Raw genomic sequence first — 20,815 nt, 5'->3', positions numbered from 1 at the left:
GATACGACGCACAAGCAGCGTCCCCAGACATCTCGAAGAGCGCGAGGAGGCGCCCCGTGACGGATTCCATCGCCCGCCCCGGCAAGATCATCGCGATCCACCTGAGCTACGCCTCGCGCGCCGAGCAGCGCGGTCGCCGCCCCGCCTCCCCCTCCTACTTCTTCAAGCCCTCGAGTTCCGTCGGCGTCTCCGGCGGCACGGTCGAGCGTCCCGCCGGCACCGAGCTGCTGGCGTTCGAGGGCGAGATCGCCCTGATCATCGGCACGCCCGCCCGGCGGGTGTCGATGACGGATGCCTGGGCGCATGTCGCGCACGTCACAGCGTCGAACGACCTCGGCCTCTACGACCTGCGGGCGAACGACAAAGGCTCGAACGTCCGCTCGAAGGGCGGTGACGGTTACACCCCGCTCGGACCGAACCTGATCGATGCGCGAACGATCGACCCGTCGGCGCTGCGCGTTCGCGCCTGGGTCAACGGCGACCTCCGTCAGGACGACACCACCGCGGGGCTGATCTTCCCCCTCGCGCAGCTCGTCGCCGACCTGTCGCAGCACTTCACGCTGGAGACCGGCGACGTGATCCTCACCGGGACTCCGGCCGGGTCATCCGTCATCGTCCCCGGCGATGTGGTCGAGATCGAGGTGGATGCTCCGGACGCTCCGGGTGCACCCACCTCGGGCCGGCTCGTCACAACGGTCGCTCAGGGCGAGACCGCGTTCGACGCGACGATCGGCTCCCTCCCCGCCGTCGACGACCTGCAGCGCACCGAGGCCTGGGGCTCCCCCGAGGCCGCCGGCCTCGTGACGGGCCCTTCGTCTCGTCGCTACGCTCCTCGCTCAGGAACCGCCGATGAAAGACACCCGGTTCCTGAGCGAGCGAAGCGAGACGAAGGGCCCACCCTCTCCCCCGCCCTCCGCGCCAAGCTCCTCGACGCCCCGACCGCCGGACTCTCGGCCCAGCTGCGCAAGCGCGGGCACCACTCCTGCTTCATCGACGGCGTCTCCGCCAACCTCCCCGGCGCCAAGATCGTCGGCACCGCGAAGACACTCCGCTTCGTCCCCTTCCGCGAAGACCTGTTCGCGAGCCGCGGCGGCGGCTACAACGCCCAGAAGCGCGCCTTCGACGCGGTCGCCGAGGGCGAGGTCATCGTGATCGAGGCCCGCGGGGATTCCACGACCGGCACGCTCGGCGACATCCTCGCCCTGCGTGCCCGCACGCGCGGCGCGGCCGGCGTCGTGACCGACGGGGGCGTGCGCGACTTCGGTCAGGTGGCAGACATCGGGCTGCCCGTTTTCTCGCAAGGCGCGCACCCGTCGGTCCTCGGACGCAAGCACGTGCCCTGGGAGGTCGACGTCACGATCGCCTGCGGCGGCGCCACCGTGCAGCCCGGCGACATCATCGTCGGCGATGGCGACGGCGTGATCGTCATCCCGCCTGCCCTGGCCGAGGAGATCGCGGATGCCGCGCTCGCCCAGGAGCACGAGGACACCTGGATCGCCACACAGGTCGAGGCGGGGCATCCGGTCGACGGGCTGTTCCCGCTGAACGCCGAATGGCGAGCCCGCTACGAGCGCTCCCGCCATGAGACCGCCCCGAGCGCGCCGACAGAGAAGGGCACGAGCGCATGACGACCACCGCCGCCAGCAAGTCCGAGGTCGCGTACGAGTGGATCCGCTCGCGCATCACCGGGCACATGTTCAGCCCGGGCTACCGCCTGGTTCTCGGATCGATCGCCGATGACCTGAAGATGAGCGTCGTCCCGGTCCGCGAAGCCATCCGACGCCTCGAAGCCGAAGGGCTCGTGACCTTCGAGCGCAACGTCGGCGCCCGGGTCACGCTCGTCGACGAGAGCGAATACGCGCACACGATGCAGACGCTGGGTCTGGTCGAGGGCTCGGCCACCGCCCTCTCGGCGCCGTTCCTCGACGAGGCCGCCCTCGATGAGGCGGCCCGCATCAACGACCGCATGGCGCGGATGCTCGACCATCTCGACGCCCACGCCTTCACCGAGCTCAATCGGCAGTTCCACTCGGTGCTGTTCGAGCCGTGCCCCAACCCGCACCTGCTCGACCTCGTGCACCGCGGGTGGTCGAGACTCTCCGGCATCCGCGATTCGACCTTCGCGTCGATCCCGGGCCGGGCTCAGCACTCGGTCGAGGAGCACACCGAGATCCTCGATCTGATCCGCGCGGGCGCCGATCCCCTCGAGATCGAACTCGCCGCCCGCAACCACCGCTGGCGCACGATGGACGCGTTCCTCGACGCACTGCACACCCGTTCCGCCCACACGACCGGAGACAAGTCATGACCGATCCGCGCATCCCCGCCGACCTGCCCGACCACATCCAGCACTACATCGACGGCGCCTTCGTCGATTCGGTCGACGGCGACACCTTCGACGTGCTCGACCCGGTGACGAACAAGACCTACACGACCGCGGCCGCGGGTAAGAAGGCCGACATCGACCGTGCCGTCGCCGCTGCCCGGCGCGCGTTCACCGAGGGCCCCTGGCCGCGCATGCTCCCCCGCGAGCGCTCGCGCGTGCTGCACCGCATCGCCGACATCGTCGAGTCGCGCGACGCCCGCCTCGCCGAACTCGAGTCCTACGACTCGGGCCTCCCGATCACGCAGGCCCTGGGCCAGGCCCGCCGTGCCGCCGAGAACTTCCGCTTCTTCGCCGACCTGATCGTCGCCCAGTCGGATGACGCCTTCAAGGTGCCGGGCCGCCAGATGAACTACGTCAACCGCAAGCCGATCGGCGTCGCGGGCCTCATCACCCCGTGGAACACCCCGTTCATGCTCGAGTCGTGGAAGCTCGGCCCTGCGCTCGCGACCGGCAACACGGTCGTGCTCAAGCCGGCCGAGTTCACGCCGCTCTCGGCCTCGCTGTGGGCGGGCATCTTCGAAGATGCCGGGCTACCGCAGGGCGTCTTCAACCTCGTCAACGGACTCGGGGAGGACGCCGGCGACGCCCTGGTGAAGCATCCGGATGTCCCCCTCATCTCGTTCACCGGCGAGAGCCGCACCGGACAGATCATCTTCGGCAATGCCGCCCCCTTCCTCAAGGGCCTCTCGATGGAGCTCGGCGGCAAGTCGCCCGCCGTCGTGTTCGCCGACGCCGACCTCGAGGCCGCGGTCGACGCGACGATCTTCGGCGTCTTCTCGCTCAACGGCGAGCGCTGCACCGCCGGATCGCGCATCCTCGTCGAGCGCTCGATCTACGAGGAGTTCGTCGAGCGCTATGCGGCGCAGGCGAAGCGCGTGAAGGTCGGCTACCCGCACGACCCGTCGACCGAGGTCGGCGCGCTCGTGCACCCCGAGCACTACGACAAGGTCATGTCGTACGTCGAGATCGGCAAGACCGAAGGCCGTCTCGTCGCCGGCGGCGGCCGCCCCGAAGGCTTCGATGAGGGCAACTTCGTCGCACCGACCGTGTTCGCCGACGTCGCACCCGGTGCCCGCATCTTCCAGGAGGAGATCTTCGGCCCGGTCGTCGCCATCACCCCCTTCGACTCCGACGATGAGGCGCTCGCGCTCGCGAACGACACGAAGTACGGCCTCGCCGCCTACATCTGGACGAACGACCTGAAGCGCGCCCACAACTTCGCGCAGTCGGTCGAGGCCGGCATGGTGTGGCTGAACAGCAACAACGTCCGCGACCTGCGCACCCCGTTCGGCGGGGTGAAGGCTTCCGGACTCGGCCACGAGGGCGGCTACCGCTCGATCGACTTCTACACCGACCAGCAGAGCGTGCACATCACGCTCGGCGGCGCCCACAACCCCACCTTCGGCAAGAACTGACCCCCTCCTGTCACGCAGGAATCGACAGCAAGGACGCTGACATGACCGACAAGACGCAGAAGACGCTCACCTCCTCCGGCTACTACGTGTCGCAGGAAGCCCCCATCCACTCCGACAACCCGGTCACGACACCGACGAGCACCCCGCCCGACATCCTCCGCTGCGGGTACATGGAGCTCGTCGTCACCGACCTCGCCGCCTCACGGCAGTTCTACGTCGATGTGCTCGGACTCTACGTGACCACCGAAGACGAGAACGCGATCTACCTGCGCTCCACCGAGGAGTTCATCCACCACAACCTCGTGCTGCGCCGGGGGCCGATCGCCGCCGTCGCCGCGTTCTCGTACCGGGTGCGCGCAGCGGAGGATCTCGACCGCGCCGTCGCGTTCTACACCGAGCTCGGCTGCGACGTGCGCCGCGAGCCCAACGGCTTCGTGCAGGGTATCGGCGACTCGGTGCGCGTCGTCGATCCGCTCGGCTTCCCGTATGAGTTCTTCTTCGAGACCACGCACGTCGAGCGCCTCTCATGGCGGTACGACCTGCACACCCCGGGCGAGCTCGTGCGTCTCGACCACTTCAACCAGGTCACCCCCGACGTGCCCCGCGCCGTGCGGCACTATCAGGACCTCGGCTTCCGCGTCACCGAGGACATCCAGGATGACGAGGGCACGGTCTACGCCGCGTGGATGCGCCGCAAGCCCACCGTGCACGACACCGCGGCGACCGGCGGCGACGGCCCCCGCATGCACCACGTCGCCTTCGCGACGCACGAGAAGCACAACATCCTCGCGATCTGCGACAAGCTCGGGGCGCTCCGCCGCTCCGACGCGATCGAACGCGGCCCCGGCCGCCACGGCGTGAGCAACGCCTTCTACCTGTACCTGCGCGACCCCGACGGCCATCGCGTCGAGATCTACACGCAGGACTACTACACCGGCGACCCCGACAACCCCGTCATCACGTGGGATGTGCACGACAACCAGCGCCGCGACTGGTGGGGCAACCCCGTCGTGCCCTCCTGGTACACCGAGGCGTCGCTCGTGCTCGACCTCGACGGCAACCCGCAGCCGGTCGTCGCCCGCACCGACAGTTCCGAGATGGCCGTGACGATCGGCGCCGACGGCTTCTCGTACACGCGCCCCGGCGACGACGAGTCGATGCCGGAGTACAAGCAGGGCGAGTACAAGCTCGGCCACCAGCTCTAGGAGGGTCGGATGCTGTCCGCAGAAGTCATCACGCAGATCGCCGACGAGTTGGCGGAGGCCGAACGGGAGCACACGGTGATCCCGCGGATCACGGCGCGCTGGCCGGAGGCCACGATCGAGGACTCCTACGCGATCCAGGGCGTGTGGCGCGATACGCAGGTCGCCGCCGGACGCACGCTCGTCGGCCGCAAGATCGGACTCACGTCGAAGGCGATGCAACAGGCCACGGGCATCACCGAGCCCGACTACGGCGTGATGTTCGACGACACGGTCTACGAGTCCGGCGCCGAGATCCCCGTCGATCACTTCTCGAACGTGCGTATCGAGGTCGAACTCGCGTTCGTGCTGAAGCAGCCGCTCGAAGGCCCTGACTGCACGCTCGACGACGCGCTCGCGGCGATCGACTGCGCGATCCCGGCGCTGGAGGTGCTCAACTCGCACATCGAACTCGAGGGCCGCACGATCGTCGACACGATCAGCGACAACGCCGCCTACGGAGCGATGGTGCTCGGCACCGAACGCCGCCGCCCCGACGAGATCGACCTGCGCTGGGTGCCCGGCGTGCTCTCGCGCAACGGCGAGATCGAAGAGACCGGCGTCGCCGCCGGCGTGCTGGGGCACCCGGCCACCGGCGTCGCCTGGCTCGCGAACAAGTTCCACCAGCACGGCGCGCGCCTCGAGGCCGGGGAGATCATCCTGGCAGGATCGTTCACACGCCCGATGTGGGTGTCGCGCGGCGACGACGTGCTGTGCGACTACGGACCGATGGGAACGATCGCATGCCGCTTCGTCTAGCTCCCTCCTTCCGCGAGGCACTCGCGGAATCCGACCGCCCACTCGTCGGCATGTGGGTCTGCTCGGGCAGCCCGCTCCTCGCCGAGGTCGCCGCCGGTTCCGGCCTCGACTGGCTGCTCATCGACATGGAGCACTCCGCCAACACCCTCGAGTCGGTGCTGCTGCAGCTGCAGGCGGTCGCAGCATATCCCGTGGCCCCCGTCGTGCGCGCTCCGGCGAACGACATCGTGGCGCTCAAGCAGATCCTCGACCTCGGCGCGCAGAACGTGATCGTGCCGATGGTGTCGTCCGCCGCGGAGGCACGCGCGGCGGTCGCCGCCACCCGCTATCCCCCGGCCGGCGTGCGCGGTGTCGGCAGCGCCCTCGCCCGCAGCGCACGATGGAACCGCGTCGACGGCTACCTGCGCGATTCGGCGCAGCACACGTCGCTGACGGTGCAGATCGAGACGGCCGCGGGTGTCGAGGCGGCGGCCGAGATCGCCGCCGTCGACGGGGTGGATGCCGTGTTCGTGGGCCCGTCCGACCTCTCGGCGTCGATGGGCCTGCTGGGTCAGCAGACGCACCCGGAAGTCGTCGCCGCCGTCGAGCGCGTCTTCGCCGCGGCGAAGACGGCCGGAACACCGGTCGGCGTGAACGCCTTCGACCCGACGGCCGCCGAGGCCTACCTCGCCGCGGGGGCGGACTTCGTGGCGGTCGGTGCCGATGTGGCGCTGCTCGCCCGGGCATCCGAGGCGCTGGCTGCCCGGTTCATCGCATCGGATGCATCGGATGCTGCGGCCGAGGGTGAGAAACCGAGCTACTGACTGGCGGATTCATAGATTCAGCCACGAAACTGTTCGCATGACCTTCGCTGCGCTCCAGCCTCTCGCCGATCGTGCCGCCCTCTACTCGATGATCCGCCAGGATCAGCTCTCGGCCGCCGCCGATGCACTCGGCGAGCACCGCTGGGACGCCGACATGACCGCCGGCACCCTCACCTTCACGGCGAACGCCGACCCCTCGCGCCAGATCGTGACGCGCGCGCACCTCATCGCTACCATCGCGCCCGGACCCCGGTCGATGCTCTGGGCGTGGGCTCACCCGCAGGGTGACGCGCAGGGCGTCGCCGCGCAACTGCGCGCCTACGGCGAGGAGCACGGCATCGCCGAGCTCACCTCCGCCGAGGTGCCCTTCCCCGCTGATGCGTCGGGCGACGAGGACTGGATCGCCGCCGCGGCGCACACCGTCGGCGGCGTCGCCGTCGAACTCACCGGCCGCTCCCCCTACTACTCGGCGCCCGTCGGCGGCGGCACCCGCGCCGTCTTCCTGCTCGACGCACCGCTGCCGCCGCTCACCGTGGCGGACGCCATGATCGTGATGCCGCGCATGCTCGCGAGCGTCGCCCTGTCCGACGCGCGCACCTCGGTGTGGGACCTCGCCCGCCTCGCCGGTTGGACCCTCACCTGGACCGACGAAGCCTTCTCGGGCGCGACCGTCATCGACGCCACGGGCTCCGCGACCTTCAGCTTCGACGAGCACGCCCGCATCTCGAACATCCAGAGCTCGCTCGGCGGCCACGCCTGATCACCGCCCCCCGTGACCGGGGGTGCGCGCTCCGTCCGCGCTGTGGGATTCTGATCCCATGAAGAAGGCAATCGTGCGGTTCGGGTCGCTCTACGTGTTCAACGTGGCGGTGCTGCTGCTGATCGGGCTGCTGCTGCGGGGCGTCTCCGTGGGATGGCACGCGTTCTGGGCGGCGATCATCCTCACGCTCGCCGCACTGTTCGTGAAGCCGACGCTCGGAGCCGCGTTCCGCCGATCGGCTGCGAAGTCGGCCGCCGATCGCACGAAGGCCGGCGAGAAGGTCGTCCAGTACGTCCTCGTCTACCTCGTCGAGCTGATCGTCTGGGCCCTCACCGTGTGGCTGAGCGGCGTGAACGCGCACGGATTCTGGGGCTACGTCATCCCGCCGTTCCTCCTGCTCGTGGGCTGGATGATCTACGACCAGGTCGACGACAAGCTGCAGGCGAAGGCCTCGGAGGTCTACGACAGCGTCCAGGCGCGCGTCACCCGCGGCGGCACCAAGAACGCCGCGCCCGATGCCCCCACCCGCGATGCCGCTGCGCCCGAATCCCGCGAGACGCGCACGGAGCTGCGCGACGGCCTGACGGCGGAGCAGAGGCGGATGCTCGACGAACTCGGGTGAGCCGGAGCATCCGCCCCGAGAACGTCAGAGGCGTTCCGCCGCCTCGACCACGTTCGTCATGAGCAGCGCGACGGTCATCGGACCGACACCGCCCGGGTTCGGGGAGATGAATCCGGCGACCTCGGCCACATCGGGGTGCACGTCACCCGAGACGACGCTCTTGCCCGTCTCGGGGTCGGTCGTGCGCGTCACGCCCACGTCGAGCACCGCGGCGCCCGGCTTGACATCCTCCGCGCGGATGAGGTGCGCGACACCCGCGGCGGCCACGATCACGTCGGCCTCGCGGAGGTAGCGCGGCATGTCGACCGTGCCCGTGTGGGTGAGTGTCACCGTCGCGTTGATGTCGCGCCGCGTGAGCAGCAGACCGATCGAGCGACCGATCGTGACACCGCGACCGGCGACCACGACGTGCTTGCCCTTCAGGTCGTAGCCGCCTCGCAGCAGCAGCTCGATCACGCCCCGCGGCGTGCAGGGCAGCGGGGTGTGGATCGGGCTGTTGACGTTGAGCACGAGGCGCCCGAGGTTCGTCGGGTGCAGACCGTCGGCATCCTTCGCCGGGTCGATCCGCTCGAGGATCGCATCGGTGTCGAGGTGCTTCGGCAGCGGCAGCTGCACGATGTACCCGTGGCAGTCGGGGTCGGCGTTGAGCTCATCGATCAGCGCCTCGACCTCCTGCTGCGTGGCATCCGCCGGCAGCTCGCGCTGGATCGAGTTCATCCCGATCGCCTCGGACTGGCGGTGCTTCATACCGACGTAGAGCTGCGACGCGGGGTCCGCGCCGACGAGCACCGTGGCGATGCCCGGCACGATGCCCCGCTCGCGCAGCGCGCTCACGCGCTCGGTGAGCTCGGCCTTGATCGCCGCCGAGGCCGCCTTGCCGTCGAGGACGACGGCGGTCACTGCTGCAGGTCCGGGTAGAGCGGGAAGCCTGCGGCGAGCGCGTCGACGCGGGCGCGGAGAGCCTCGACGTCGGCACCGGGCTGCAACGCGAGTGCGATGATGTCGGCGACCTCGGTGAACTCCGTGTCGCCGAAGCCGCGGGTGGCGAGAGCCGGCGTACCGATGCGCAGACCCGAGGTGACCATCGGCGGACGCGGGTCGTTGGGCACTGCGTTGCGGTTGACCGTGATGTGGATGTCGTGCAGCAGATCCTCGGCCTGCTTGCCGTCGATCGCGGCGTCGCGCAGGTCGACCAGCACGAGGTGCACGTCGGTGCCACCGGAGCGCACGCCGATGCCGGCATCCTTCACGTCCTGCTGCGAGAGGCGCTCGGCGATCAACGAGGCACCGCGCAGCACGCGCTCCTGGCGCTCGGCGAACTCGGGGGTCGCGGCGAGCTTGAACGCGGTCGCCTTCGCGGCGATCACGTGCATGAGCGGGCCACCCTGCTGCCCCGGGAACACGGCCGTGTTGATCTTCTTGGCGATGTCGGCGTCGTTCGTGAGGATGAAGCCCGAGCGGGGGCCGCCGATCGTCTTGTGCACGGTCGACGAGACGACGTGGGCGTGGGGCACCGGGTTCGGGTGCAGACCCGCGGCGACGAGACCGGCGAAGTGCGCCATGTCGACCCAGAGCAGCGCGCCCACCTCGTCGGCGATCGCGCGGAACGCGGCGAAGTCGAGCGTGCGGGGGTAGGCCGACCACCCGGCGATGATGACCTTCGGCTTGTGCTCGATGGCGAGGCGGCGCACCTCGTCCATGTCGATGGTCGAGGTCTCGGGGTTCACTCCGTAGGCGACGATGTCGTAGAGACGGCCCGAGAAGTTGATCTTCATGCCGTGCGTGAGGTGGCCGCCCTGATCGAGCGAGAGGCCGAGCAGCGTGTCGCCGGGACGGGCGATCGCATGCAGCACGGCGGCGTTGGCCGAGGCACCGGAGTGCGGCTGGACGTTGGCGAACTCAGCCCCGAACAGGCTCTTGGCTCGCGAGATCGCGAGCTCTTCGGCGACGTCGACCTCTTCGCAGCCGCCGTAGTAGCGGCGGCCGGGGTAGCCCTCGGCGTACTTGTTCGTGAGCACGGAGCCCTGCGACTGCAGCACCGACACGGGAACGAAGTTCTCGGAGGCGATCATCTCGAGGAAGGTCTGCTGACGCTTCAGCTCGCGGTCGAGCACCTCGGCGATCTCGGGATCGACCTCGGCGAGCGGGGCGTTGAAGTAACGGTCTGTCATGATGACGGGCTCCTCTGACGACGGATTCGAAGGGTGTTCTCATCGGCCCAGGCGCGCGGTCGAATTCCGTGGTCGGTCGCTCCCCGGTGGTAACCCACCCAGACGCCAGTCGCGACAGAACGAGCATAGCGGATTCCCCCTGGTCGGCTCCCGCCCGCGCGGCTAGGGTTTGTTCATGGTCTTTACACATCAGCTTCCGCTCGTTCCGCTGCCCGCCGCAGTCGTCGTGCACGACGGACGGATGCCGGTCACCGCGACGACGCGCGTGCACGGCTCCTCCCCCACGATCGACATCCTGACGGCCGCGGCCGCACGACGCGGCGTCCCGTCGCTCGCCGCCGCCATTCCGCCGGAGGGCACCGCGTCAGAGCCGGCCGCCGGCGACATCGTGCTGCGCGTCGACCCCGCCGTCACGGCATCCGAGGGATACCGCCTGTCGGTCGGCGCGCACGCCGAGATCACCGGCGCCGACGAGGCCGGCCTGTTCTACGGCCTGCAGACCCTGCTGCAGCTGCTCCGCGAGGACGACGCGGGCTGGAGCATCCCGCACGTCGAGATCGAGGATGCGCCGCGATTCACGCACCGCGGAGTGATGCTCGACGTCGCGCGGCACTTCTTCGACGTCGCCGAGGTGAAGCGGTTCATCGACGCCACCAGCGCGCTCAAATTCAACCGCCTGCACCTGCATCTCACCGACGATCAGGGCTGGCGCTTGCACATCGACTCCTGGCCGCTGCTCACCGAACGGTCGTCGTCGACCTCGGCCGGCGGCGACCCGGGTGGCTTCTACACCAAGGGCGACTATCGCGAGATCGTCGCCCACGCGGCATCACGGCACATGGTGCTGATCCCCGAGGTCGATCTGCCCGGTCACACGCACGCGGTCGGCGTCGCCTACCCCGAACTCGTCGAGGACCCCGTGCTGAACGACGCCCTCGTCGCGCAGTCCGAGAGCCTGGGGCAACCGCTGCCCGTCGCGGGAGAGACCTACCTCGGCTGGGGCGTCGGGCACTCGAGCGTGCGCATCCGCGAGGAGCGCACCTACGACTTCGTGCGCGACGTCGTGCGCGAGCTCGCCGAGATGACCCCCGGACCCTACCTGCACATCGGTGGTGACGAGTCGCTCGGCACCTCGCAGGAGGACTTCGACCACTTCGCCGCACGCGCGACGCAGATCGTCGTGGATGCCGGCAAGATCCCCGTCGCCTGGCACGAGATGGGCGCAGCCGCGGACATCGCCGGAGGCACCGTCGGACAGTACTGGGGCATGAAGGCGCCCCGGGGCACGCACGCCGCCGAGGCCGCGCACTTCGTCGAACGCGGCGGGGCGCTGATCATGTCGGCAGCGGATGCCACCTACCTCGACATGAAGTACGACGAGAACTACCCGCTCGGCCTCACCTGGGCCGCCGTGATCGACGTGCGCACCGCCTACGAGTGGGAGCCCACCGCTGTGCTCGACGTTCCGGATGCCGCCATCCTCGGCACCGAGGCGCCGCTGTGGTCCGAGACGACGCGCACGATCGACGATGTCGAGCATCTCGTCTTCCCCCGGGCCGCCGCGGAGGCGGAGATCGCATGGTCGCCGCAGCACGGCGAGGGGCGCGAGTGGTCGTCGTTCCGCGAGCGACTCGGCACGCTCGCGCCGCTGTGGAAGGCTGAGGGGACCCGATTCCACCCCGCCGCAGAGATTCCCTGGAGCGATCGATGAGCGTCCACCCCGCAGCCACCGGAAGCCTGGTGGTCCATTCCGCGCGCATCGCCGACCGCGGCGAGATCGTCGACGACGCCTGGGTGCGCATCGAGGATGGCCGGGTCGCCGACCGCGGAACCGGCGCGGACTGGGCGCCCGCCGACGACGTCGTCGACGCGGCAGCCGTCGCGGGCCCCGGTGCGATTCTCACGCCCGGCTTCATCGACATCCACGGACACGGCGGGGCAGGCGCATCGTTCGATGACGGGGTCGACTCCATCCGCATCGCCCGCGACCTCCACCGCGGGCACGGCACGACCCGAGCGGTCGTCTCGCTGGTCACGGCGCCGCTCGACGAGCTCGCCCGCAGCGCGGCGCTGATCGCCGACCTCGTGCAGACGGATGCCGACATCCTGGGCTCGCACCTCGAAGGCCCCTTCCTCGATCCGGGGCACCATGGCGCCCACGACCCCTCCCTCCTGCGCGAACCGCTGGCAGCGGACGTCGACCTGCTGCTCACCGCGGGTCGCGGGACGATCCGCCAGATCACGATCGCCCCTGAGCTCCCCGGCGGTCTCGACGCGATCCGTCGGATCGTCGCGGCGGGCTCCGCGGCCGCCGTCGGACACACCGATGCGGATGCCGCCACGGCCGTCGCGGCCTTCGAGGCCGGGGCGTCGATCCTCACCCATGCGTTCAACGCGATGCCCGGCATCCACCACCGCGCTCCCGGGCCCGTGCTCGCCGCCGCGGCGGATCACCGTGTGGTGCTGGAGGCGATCGCCGACGACGTGCATCTCGATCCGCACGTCGTCAAGCTCGTCTTCGACGCCGCCCCCGGCCGTGTCGCCCTGATCACGGATGCCATGGCCGCCGCGGGGAGCGCGGACGGCCACTACGACCTGGGGGCGGTGAGCGTCACCGTCGAGAACGGGGTCGCCCGCACCGTCGAGACGGGGGCGATCGCCGGATCGACGCTCACGCAGGATGAAGCACTGCGGCGCGCCGTCGCCGCAGGCGTTCCGCTCGCAGACGCGGTTCGCGCGCTGACCGAGACACCGGCAGGGGCCGTGGGCTTCACCGCGGAGCTCGGGGCGCTGCGCACCGGGATGGTGGGCGATGCCGTGCTGCTCGACGCAGAACTGCGCGTGGCGCGCGTGTGGGTCGGGGAGCGGCCCCGCAGGGCCTAGGTCCTTCCACCGCGCGCCGACGCGCTGCTCAGCAGGCTCCGGTCGTTCGCGCGGAAGGAGTGGAGGGTGCCGATCCCCCGATCGGCACCCTCGGGTTCCCCCACGTAGAGAGGGGGGCCGGGAACTCCTCCCCCGAGGCTCCCGACCCGCCCGACCGATACGCGAACCCCCGTGCATCGGAGCCCGAACCCCGCCCCCCGGTGGAGTTCGTCGTGGCTGTCTCTACTGATGAGACGACGGGATGACCGATTCATTACGCGAACCTGGGAAAAAATCTGAGAAAAGTTGGAGCATCGTCGCGTATCTCCCTTTGACCTGGGATTTCTTTTCCGAACTTTTTCTGAATCGAACGGGCGCGAGGGCTGGCCAGGAGAAGAGTTCCGGGAGAGAATGGACAACTGGCGTGATGATTCGGCCCATCGCGCGTCTCACTCTGTGAAGGCACATACCCGTGCCCCACGACCCAGGGATCACCGTGCACGAAGAGAACACTCCTCACAAGGGCGACACGATCGCCGACGCAGACCTCATCCTCCGCACCCGCTCGGGTGACACGGGGGCGTTCGGTGAACTCTGGCGTCGCCACTACCCCTCCGGGATCGCCGTCGCACGCTCGGTCACCTCGTCGATCGACCCCGACGACCTCGTGCAGGAGTCGTACACCCGCATCTACCAGGCGATCGTCAAGGGCGGCGGGCCCAACGGCTCGTTCCGCGCCTACCTCTTCACCAGCATCCGCAACACGGCCGCCGCCTGGGGGCGCTCGCGGCGCGAAGACGCGATGGACGAGCTCGACACGGTCGCCGATCCCGACAGCACCGAGCAGGCATCGAACGACGCCCTCGACCGCAGCCTCACCGCGCAGGCGTTCCGCAGCCTCCCCACGCGCTGGCAGGAGGTGCTCTGGTACACCGAGATCGAGCAAATGCGCCCGCAGGAGGTCGCTCCGCTCCTGGGCATGAAGTCAGGTGCCGTCTCGCAGCTCGCGTTCCGCGCCCGGGAGGGTCTGCGCGAGGCCTGGATCCAGGCGCATCTGCGCAGTTCGGCCCCCGGGTCGGAGTGCCAGTGGACGATCGAGCACCTCGGCGCCTACTCGCGCGGCAACCTCGGCTCGCGCGATCACCGACGCATCGAGGCTCACCTCGACGAGTGCGCCCGCTGCATGATCGTCGCCGCCGAGGCGAAGGACGTCTCCAAGCGACTCGCTCTCGTGCTGCTCCCCCTCGTGCTCGGCGTCACGGGTGCCGCGGGGTACCTCGCAGCTCTGCAGGGCGGCGGCGCACCGATCGTGGCCCTCGCCGCGATGCCCTCCAGCATTGCCGGTGGCGTGGTCGCCGGTGACGGCGGCTCCGGTGCTCTCGCTGCGGGAACGACCGCGGGCGGTGCAGGTGGTGCGGGCGGCGCCGGTGGAGCAGGAGGCTCGGCCGGCGGATCGACGGGCGGCGCCGGCGGCTCGGCCGGAGCATCCGGAGGGATGCTGTCGGGCATGGGCGCCCTCGTCGGCGCGGGATCGGCCGCTCTCGTGGTCGCCGGTGTCGTCGCCGCGGCGACGATCATCCCCGGCCTCGCCGGCGCAGACCCCTCGACCTCGCTGCCCAGCGCGGGCGACTCCGACTCGTCGTCGATCTCCTCCGATGTCGGCCCCGACTCGTCGATGAGCACCGAACCGAAGGAAGACGAGCTCGACGACACCGTCGAGAAGCCGAAGGACGAGACCGTCCCGCCGGTGGCGGACGACGAGACCGATGCGGATGCCGATACCGGGACGGATGCTCCGGCGACGCCCGTGGTGACCACGCCCGCGAGCCCGGCGCCAGGTAGCGGTGGCGACTCCGGTGCCGGTACGCCTCCAGCCCCGGGACCGTCGCCATCTCCCTCGCCTTCGCCGACCACGCCGCCGGAAGAGGAGGAAGAACAGCCGCCCGTCGAGCCCGTCCTTCCCGAGGACTCACCGAGCATCTTTTCAGCTTCGGTCAGCTGCCTGCCACCTGAGCGCGGAAGCCTGGAGACCACTGTCTACACCCTTCAGATCGAGGGCACGCCAGGCGCTCAAGTTCAGCCGTATCTCGGACTGCTCGACGCGGAACGGCAGACAGACTCCGCCACGATCAATGCAGAGGGCACGGGAACGATCGAGTTTCAACCGACCCTGCTGGAGATCGTGTTTGGCAAGGTTTCCGTTTCTTACTTCGTTGTGAACAGCAACAAGGAGGTCAAGAGTGGAGACCGGTCGGAGCCTGTATTCCTCGCTGACTTGATCGACCCCGAGAAAGTGCCGTGTGGGTTCGTGGAAACTCCCGATGAGATCGACCCGCTGTCGGTCGACGAGCAGCCCGTTGATGATGTTCAGAACGATGTAGGCCAGCCTGCCTTGACCGACCAGCCCGTGCCCGCCGATCAGCCGACGCTCGTTGACGAGGCCCCTGTCGAACAGCCCGTTACGGTCGAGCAGCCCGCGCCAGTCGAGGAGCCCGTTGCGGCACCCGCCGAAGACGAGCCCGCGCCCGATTCCGCGCCCGCTGAGACGGACGCCCGCGTCGACACCGCGGTGACCCCCGAGGTCGTCGTGGAGCCGGACGAGGAGCCGGTTCCCGCCGAATAGACTGGATCCATGCCCCAGGATCCCACCCCCGTACCCGGCGTCGAGCGCCCCGTCATCACGGTGATCGACGTCATCCGTGCAGTCGTGCTGGTGGTGGCCGTCGCCTCGCTCGCGCTCTGGGGCTTCGCGACCTGGGACCTCCCCTGGAACATCGTCGTCGGCATCGGTGCCCCGGTCGTCGTGATCCTCGTCTGGGCGCTGTTCCTCTCGCCGCGCCCCGTGCTGCGCGTGCACCCCTTCCTGCGCGCCGCGGTCGAGTTGCTCATCTACGTGGGCGTCACGATCGCCTGGTGGTCGATGGATCAGGCGCTGATCGGTTCGGCCTTCGCCCTCGTCGCGATCGTCGCCGGCCTCATCAGCGGACGCCGCGCACTCGGATGAGCGTCCTCGCGCAGCTGACCGCGGCCCTCGGCGATCTCGTCGACACGCGCCCGGCTGCGCTCGAGGAGGCCAGGGCCGACCGATCCGGGCATGCTGCCGAGGGGCGTCCGCTCGTGATCGTCCACGCCGAGACCGTCGCGCACGTGCAGGAGACCATGCAGATCGCGACCGCCACGCGCACGCCCGTCGTCGTCCGGGGAGCGGGCACCGGGCTCGCCGGAGGCGCGAACGCCGGCGACGGCGAGATCGTCCTCTCCACGGCCCGCATGACCGCGGTGCTCGAAGTGCGCCCCGACGATCTGCTCGCGGTGGTCGAACCCGGCATCCTCAACGCCGACCTCAACCGTCTCCTCGCCGAGCACGGCGTGTGGTGGGCTCCCGATCCGGCGAGCCGCGAGATCTCGACGGTCGGCGGCAACATCGCCACCGGCGCCGGCGGCCTGCTGTGCGCCAAGTACGGCGTGGTGCGCGACGCGGTACTCGGGGTCGATCTCGTCCTCGCCGACGGCCGCCTGCTGCACCTCGGCCATCGCAGCGTGAAGGGCGTCACCGGCCTCGACCTCACCTCGCTCGTCATCGGTTCGGAGGGCACCCTCGGCGTCGTCGTCGGCGCGACGCTCAAGTTGCGCCGCCGCGTGGTCGGCACGGTCTGCACGATCGCCGCGACGTTCCCCGACGTCCGCAGCGCCGCGACCGCCTCCGCCGCCGTCACGGCCTCGGGCGTGCAGCCCGCGATCATGGAACTGATGGATGCCGCGAGCCTCGCCGCTGTGCACAGCGTCCTCGACATCCCCGCTCCGACGCCGGGCGCCGCGCAGCTCACGATCCAGACCGACGGCCCCGCCTCCGCGGACGAGGCCGACGCGATCGCCGAGATCCTGCGCGCACACGATGGCACCGTCGCCGTGACGCACGACCCCGTCGAGGGCGAGCGCCTGCTGGCGATCCGGCGCTCGATGCATCAGGCGATGGCCGCGCTGGGCACCTCGCTGATCGAGGACGTCTCCGTGCCGCGCAGTGCGATGCCCGCGATGTTCGACGAGATCGCGCGCATCGAGCGACAGTACGGGCTGACGATCCCCACCGTCGCGCACGCGGGAGACGGCAACCTGCACCCGAACTTCCTGTTCGAGGGCGCCGAGACCCCGGCCGACGTGTGGCAGGCGGCGGACGATCTCTTCCGCACGGCGATCGCCCTGGGCGGGACCCTGACCGGCGAGCACGGCATCGGCACGCTCAAGCGCCGCTGGCTCGCCGAGGAGCTCGGCGACGACCAGTGGGAGCTGCAGCGGCAGATCGCGCGGGTGTTCGACCCCCTCGGCATCCTCAACCCGGGAAAGGTGTTCTCCCCCGATGCCTGACATCCATGTGAGCGCGGCGATCATCGACGACGGAGCCGGTCGCGTGCTCGTCGTCCGCAAGCGCGGCACCACGCGCTTCATGCAGCCCGGCGGCAAGCCCGAGCACGGCGAGACCCCCGCGCAGACCCTGATTCGCGAACTGCACGAGGAACTCGGACTCGAGCTCGATGAGAGCGCGATCGAGCCCCTCGGGCGCTTCGTCTCCGCTGCGGCCAACGAGCCCGGTCACCGTGTGGTCGCCGATGCGTTCCGCACGACGATCGACCCGGACGCGGTGAGCGTGCAGGCCGAGCTCGAGGAGCTGCGCTGGATCACGCCCGACGACGTGTCGGGGCTCCCCCTCGCTCCGCTCAGCGTGGAGCACCTGCTCCCGCTCGCCTGGCCCGCGACTCAGCGCTGACGGCCCAGCAGCCGATGCGGGTCCAGCGGCCGATGCGGGCCCGCAGGCCCGCCCGGAGCGCTCAGATGCCCTGCCAGGCCGGCTTGTTGGCGAACGTGTACCGGTAGTAGTCCGCCTGGGCGAGACGGGATGCGGCGGCCTCGTCGACGACGACCGTCGCGTGCGGGTGCAGCTGGATCGCCGATCCCGGCAGTGACGCCGTGAGCGGACCCTCGACCGCCGCGGCCACGGCCTCGGCCTTGCCCTCGCCGAACGCGAGCAGCACGAGGTGGCGCGCCTTGAGGATCGTGCCGAGTCCCTGCGTGATGCAGTGCATCGGCACGTCGTCGATCGAGTCGAAGAAGCGGGCGTTGTCCTCGCGGGTCTGGGCGGTGAGCGTCTTCACCCGGGTCTGCGAGGCGAACGACGAGCCGGGCTCGTTGAAGCCGATGTGCCCATCGGTGCCGATCCCGAGGATCTGCAGGTCGACGCCGCCGGCCGCGGCGATCGCGGCCTCGTAGTCGTCGCCGGCGTGCTGGATCGTCTCGCTCGCGCCGTTGGGCACGTGGATGCGACGGGGGTCGAGGCCGAGCGGCTCGATGACCTCGCGCTCGATGACCGAGCGGTAGCTCTCGGGGTGCTGCGGGTCGATGCCCACATACTCGTCGAGCGCGAAACCGCGCACCTGCGAGAGGTCGCGACCGGCGAGCTGCACGCGCAGCGCCTCGTACACGGGGAGCGGGGTCGACCCGGTGGCGAGACCCAGCACGGCGTCCGCGCGCGCGTCGAGGAGCTCGACGATCTCGGTGGCGACCAGGGAGCCGGCGGCTTCCTTGCTCTCGACGATGACGACCTCAGCCATGGAAGACGATCTCCTTCTCGGGGACGGCAGCGCCGACGAGTGCGGCGCCGAAAGCGGCAGCGGGTGAGCCCGCGGGAAGCATCTCGATTCTCTCATCGAGGTGGAGCGAGCGCATGAACGGCGACGCCTCGGCATCCGCCTGCAGGGCCGAGCGGATACCGTCTTCCAGGCGCGGGCCGAGGGCGGTGAGACCGCCGCCGATGATGACGGTGTCGACATCCGCCGAGAGCACGAGCACGCGCACGGCGGCCGCTCCCCCGTGGTGCAGGTCGGCGCGGAGGCGGAGGGCATCGGCGTCGCCGGCGTCGGCCGCGTCGATGATGTCCTTGACCGGCAGCGCGCCCGGACGGCCCCAGGCCTTGGCGAGCGCACCGCCGCCGCAGAGGGTCTCGATGCAGCCGCGCTGCCCGCACCCGCAGACGCGGCCGCGGGGGTCGACGGAGATATGACCCACTTCCCCGGCGGTGCCTCGGGAGCCGCGATGGATGCGCCCGTCGATCACGATGCCGGCGGCGACACCGGTGCCGAGGTTGAGGTAGGCCATGGACCCGGTCGCGCCGCGCAGCACGGCGGCGCCGAGGGCTGCGGCCTTGACGTCGTTCTCGACACGGAACGGGATGCCGAGCTCGGCCTGGGCACGAGCGGCGAGGTCGAGCGACTCGACCCCGAGGTTGACCGCGTGCAGCACGCGTCCGCTCGCGACGTCGACGAGCCCCGGGATGCCGATGCCCACCGAGCCGATGTCGGCCATCGCGATCGCGTTCTCCGCGGCCAGCGTGCGCACGGCGAGCACGATGCTCTCGACCACGGCCGTGTCTCCCCAGCCGGTGGGACGCCGCATACGGCCGATGATCTCGCCCGACGGCGAGACCGCGACGGCGTCGATCTTGGTGCCGCCGACGTCGAGGCCGACGCGCACGGCACGGCCGTCGGACTCGCCGGCGCCTGCGCGAGTCGCGAGCTCCGGGGCATCCGGGCTCGGGGTCGTGCGGGTCACGAGACTCCCAGCTGGCCCGAGAGCACCATCACCGCGGCGCCGCGGAGGACGATGTCGTCCTGCACGGTGAGGCGGATGAGGGCGTCCTCGAACACGCCTTCCAGCGTGCGGGCGTGCAGGGTCTCGACGGCGGCGTCGATGAGGATCCCGTCGAGCAGATCGGCGGGGCCCGAGAGCACGACCTCCGAGAGGTCGAGCGCCGCCACGATCGGGGCGATGGCGATCGCCATGCGCGTGCCTGCGTCGCGCAGGATCTCATCACGGGCGGACGGGTCGGCGGCCACGGCCTCGCTCAGGCGCGTCTCACTGAGCCACGCCTCCAAGCATCCGTCCTTGCCGCAGGCGCAGCGCGGACCCCCGTCGGTGCCGACCGTGACGTGACCGATCTCGCCGGCGGCGAAGCGGCTGCCGAGCAGCGGCTGGCTGCCGGTGATGAGACCGGCACCGACTCCGCGACCGATCTTGATGAGCATGAAGTCGGCCTTCGCCTCGCCGAACGTGTACTCGGCCAGCACGGCAGCATTGGCGTCGTTCCGGGCGAGCACCGGGAGGTCGAGGTCGGCCCCGAGCTTGGCCTCGAGCGGGAAGCTCGTCCAGCCCAGGTTCGGCGAGCTCAGCACGATGCCGTCGGGACGCACGACACCGGGGGTGCCGATGCCGACGCCGAGGAGCGGGCGCGTCGAGGCGGCGACCAGCGACCGCGCGAGTTCGAGCGTGGCGGCGTAGGCCGCGTCGCCGTCGGCGGATTCGGGGCGGGGAACCTCGCGACGCTCGAGCACCTCGCCGTCGAGGCTGAGAACGGCGCCGATGAACGCGTGCGGACCCGAGAGGTCGAGTCCGAGGATCTGGTGGCCGTTGCGGTCGATGTCGATGAGGATCGGCGGCTTGCCGGGACCCGCGGTCTCGCGCACGCCCATCTCGATGACGATGCCGTCGGCGATGAACTCGGCCACGAGGTCGGAGATCGTGACGCGGGTGAGCCCGGTCTCGCGCGAGAGGTCGGCGCGGCTCATCGCTCCCGCGTGGTAGAGCGTCTGCAGCACGAGGGCGCGGTTGTGTCCGCGGGCGTGCTCGGGGAGGACCTTCGCCCGCGAGCGCAGGTGGCGTCCCGGCCCGAAGGCGTGCGTGTTCGCACCGACGTACTCCGACGACGATGCGGTGCGCTGTTCATCCGACACGGACATGTTTGTTAG

19 protein-coding genes and 1 riboswitch are annotated in these 20,815 nt (G+C 70.3%); of the genes, 14 read left to right on the top strand and 5 right to left on the bottom strand.

Annotated features, from left to right (window positions below):
- Positions 1–56: 56 nt before the first annotated feature.
- From ACFY9N_RS04675 to ACFY9N_RS04640, 8 genes are read left to right on the top strand one after another with little or no spacing between them, the layout of a single operon-like run.
- A complete protein-coding gene (locus ACFY9N_RS04675) occupies positions 57–1,628 on the top strand; it encodes a fumarylacetoacetate hydrolase family protein (protein ID WP_391477122.1) in 1,572 nt (523 codons plus the stop codon).
- Positions 1,625–2,308 carry a GntR family transcriptional regulator gene (locus ACFY9N_RS04670; protein ID WP_391477121.1) on the top strand — a complete coding sequence of 228 codons (684 nt, stop codon included), beginning with the start codon at positions 1,625–1,627 and terminating at the stop codon, positions 2,306–2,308. Before ACFY9N_RS04675 ends, ACFY9N_RS04670 begins: the two co-directional genes overlap by 4 nt.
- On the top strand, positions 2,305–3,801 hold the full coding sequence (hpaE, locus tag ACFY9N_RS04665) for a 5-carboxymethyl-2-hydroxymuconate semialdehyde dehydrogenase (protein ID WP_391477120.1): 1,497 nt from the start codon (positions 2,305–2,307) through the stop codon (positions 3,799–3,801). The genes ACFY9N_RS04670 and hpaE overlap by 4 nt, the downstream gene beginning before the upstream one ends.
- Positions 3,802–3,842: 41 nt before the next feature.
- Entirely contained in the window at positions 3,843–5,006 is a 1,164-nt protein-coding gene (gene hpaD / locus ACFY9N_RS04660; RefSeq protein ID WP_391477119.1) for a 3,4-dihydroxyphenylacetate 2,3-dioxygenase, read from the top strand.
- Positions 5,007–5,015: 9 nt separating this feature from the next.
- A complete protein-coding gene (locus tag ACFY9N_RS04655) occupies positions 5,016–5,801 on the top strand; it encodes a 2-keto-4-pentenoate hydratase (RefSeq protein WP_391477117.1) in 786 nt (261 codons plus the stop codon).
- Positions 5,786–6,604: an HpcH/HpaI aldolase/citrate lyase family protein gene (locus ACFY9N_RS04650; protein ID WP_391477116.1), complete on the top strand. Its 819-nt coding sequence runs from the start codon at positions 5,786–5,788 to the stop codon at positions 6,602–6,604. Before ACFY9N_RS04655 ends, ACFY9N_RS04650 begins: the two co-directional genes overlap by 16 nt.
- 37 nt (positions 6,605–6,641) lie before the next feature.
- A complete protein-coding gene (locus ACFY9N_RS04645; protein WP_391477115.1) occupies positions 6,642–7,364 on the top strand; it encodes a DUF6882 domain-containing protein in 723 nt (240 codons plus the stop codon).
- 58 nt (positions 7,365–7,422) lie between these two features.
- The gene (locus tag ACFY9N_RS04640) at positions 7,423–7,986 is read left to right on the top strand and encodes a hypothetical protein (protein ID WP_391477113.1); all 564 of its coding nucleotides are present in this window, start codon (positions 7,423–7,425) and stop codon (positions 7,984–7,986) included.
- A 24-nt stretch (positions 7,987–8,010) separates the two neighbouring features.
- On the opposite strand, the gene ACFY9N_RS04635 is transcribed toward ACFY9N_RS04640, so the two are convergent.
- Together ACFY9N_RS04635 and glyA are read right to left on the bottom strand one after the other, a co-directional pair.
- Positions 8,011–8,886, bottom strand: coding sequence for a bifunctional methylenetetrahydrofolate dehydrogenase/methenyltetrahydrofolate cyclohydrolase (locus tag ACFY9N_RS04635; protein ID WP_391477112.1), 876 nt, complete (start codon positions 8,884–8,886; stop codon positions 8,011–8,013).
- A complete protein-coding gene (glyA, locus tag ACFY9N_RS04630) occupies positions 8,883–10,157 on the bottom strand; it encodes a serine hydroxymethyltransferase (RefSeq protein ID WP_391477111.1) in 1,275 nt (424 codons plus the stop codon). Before glyA ends, ACFY9N_RS04635 begins: the two co-directional genes overlap by 4 nt.
- Positions 10,158–10,195: 38 nt before the next feature.
- Positions 10,196–10,280, bottom strand: a riboswitch (ZMP/ZTP riboswitch).
- Between the two features lie 52 nt (positions 10,281–10,332).
- On the opposite strand from glyA, the gene ACFY9N_RS04625 reads away from it, so the two are divergent.
- From ACFY9N_RS04625 to ACFY9N_RS04600, 6 genes are all read left to right on the top strand, one after another.
- Positions 10,333–11,868, top strand: a complete 1,536-nt coding sequence (locus tag ACFY9N_RS04625) for a beta-N-acetylhexosaminidase (RefSeq protein WP_391477110.1) — start codon at positions 10,333–10,335, stop codon at positions 11,866–11,868.
- Positions 11,865–13,040 (top strand): N-acetylglucosamine-6-phosphate deacetylase, encoded by a 1,176-nt coding sequence (gene nagA, locus ACFY9N_RS04620; RefSeq protein ID WP_391477108.1) that lies wholly within the window; start codon positions 11,865–11,867, stop codon positions 13,038–13,040. The genes ACFY9N_RS04625 and nagA overlap by 4 nt, the downstream gene beginning before the upstream one ends.
- Before the next feature lie 451 nt (positions 13,041–13,491).
- Positions 13,492–15,642, top strand: a complete 2,151-nt coding sequence (locus ACFY9N_RS04615) for a sigma-70 family RNA polymerase sigma factor (RefSeq protein WP_391477107.1) — start codon at positions 13,492–13,494, stop codon at positions 15,640–15,642.
- A gap of 9 nt (positions 15,643–15,651) precedes the next feature.
- A complete protein-coding gene (locus tag ACFY9N_RS04610) occupies positions 15,652–16,023 on the top strand; it encodes a YrdB family protein (RefSeq protein ID WP_391477106.1) in 372 nt (123 codons plus the stop codon).
- Complete coding sequence (locus ACFY9N_RS04605) at positions 16,020–17,384, top strand: FAD-binding oxidoreductase (protein WP_391477104.1); 1,365 nt, start codon at positions 16,020–16,022, stop codon at positions 17,382–17,384. The genes ACFY9N_RS04610 and ACFY9N_RS04605 overlap by 4 nt, the downstream gene beginning before the upstream one ends.
- On the top strand, positions 17,377–17,784 hold the full coding sequence (locus ACFY9N_RS04600) for an NUDIX domain-containing protein (RefSeq protein ID WP_391477103.1): 408 nt from the start codon (positions 17,377–17,379) through the stop codon (positions 17,782–17,784). The genes ACFY9N_RS04605 and ACFY9N_RS04600 overlap by 8 nt, the downstream gene beginning before the upstream one ends.
- A gap of 61 nt (positions 17,785–17,845) precedes the next feature.
- Here the strand turns inward: ACFY9N_RS04600 and ACFY9N_RS04595 are convergent, their stop codons facing one another.
- The 3 genes from ACFY9N_RS04595 to ACFY9N_RS04585 all read right to left on the bottom strand — a co-directional run bounded on the left by ACFY9N_RS04595 (position 17,846) and on the right by ACFY9N_RS04585 (position 20,806).
- Positions 17,846–18,625: a glucosamine-6-phosphate deaminase gene (locus tag ACFY9N_RS04595; RefSeq protein ID WP_391477101.1), complete on the bottom strand. Its 780-nt coding sequence runs from the start codon at positions 18,623–18,625 to the stop codon at positions 17,846–17,848.
- Positions 18,618–19,544 (bottom strand): ROK family protein, encoded by a 927-nt coding sequence (locus ACFY9N_RS04590; RefSeq protein WP_391478451.1) that lies wholly within the window; start codon positions 19,542–19,544, stop codon positions 18,618–18,620. The genes ACFY9N_RS04595 and ACFY9N_RS04590 overlap by 8 nt, the downstream gene beginning before the upstream one ends.
- 74 nt (positions 19,545–19,618) lie before the next feature.
- On the bottom strand, positions 19,619–20,806 hold the full coding sequence (locus tag ACFY9N_RS04585) for an ROK family protein (protein WP_391477100.1): 1,188 nt from the start codon (positions 20,804–20,806) through the stop codon (positions 19,619–19,621).
- Positions 20,807–20,815 lie beyond the last annotated feature (9 nt).

Origin of the sequence: Microbacterium sp. NPDC008134 (assembly GCF_042957055.1) — a bacterium.
Taxonomy (GTDB): Bacteria; Actinomycetota; Actinomycetes; order Actinomycetales; family Microbacteriaceae; genus Microbacterium.
Note: the sequence above shows the minus strand (reverse complement) of the source record. Positions and strands in the feature narration are given on the sequence as shown.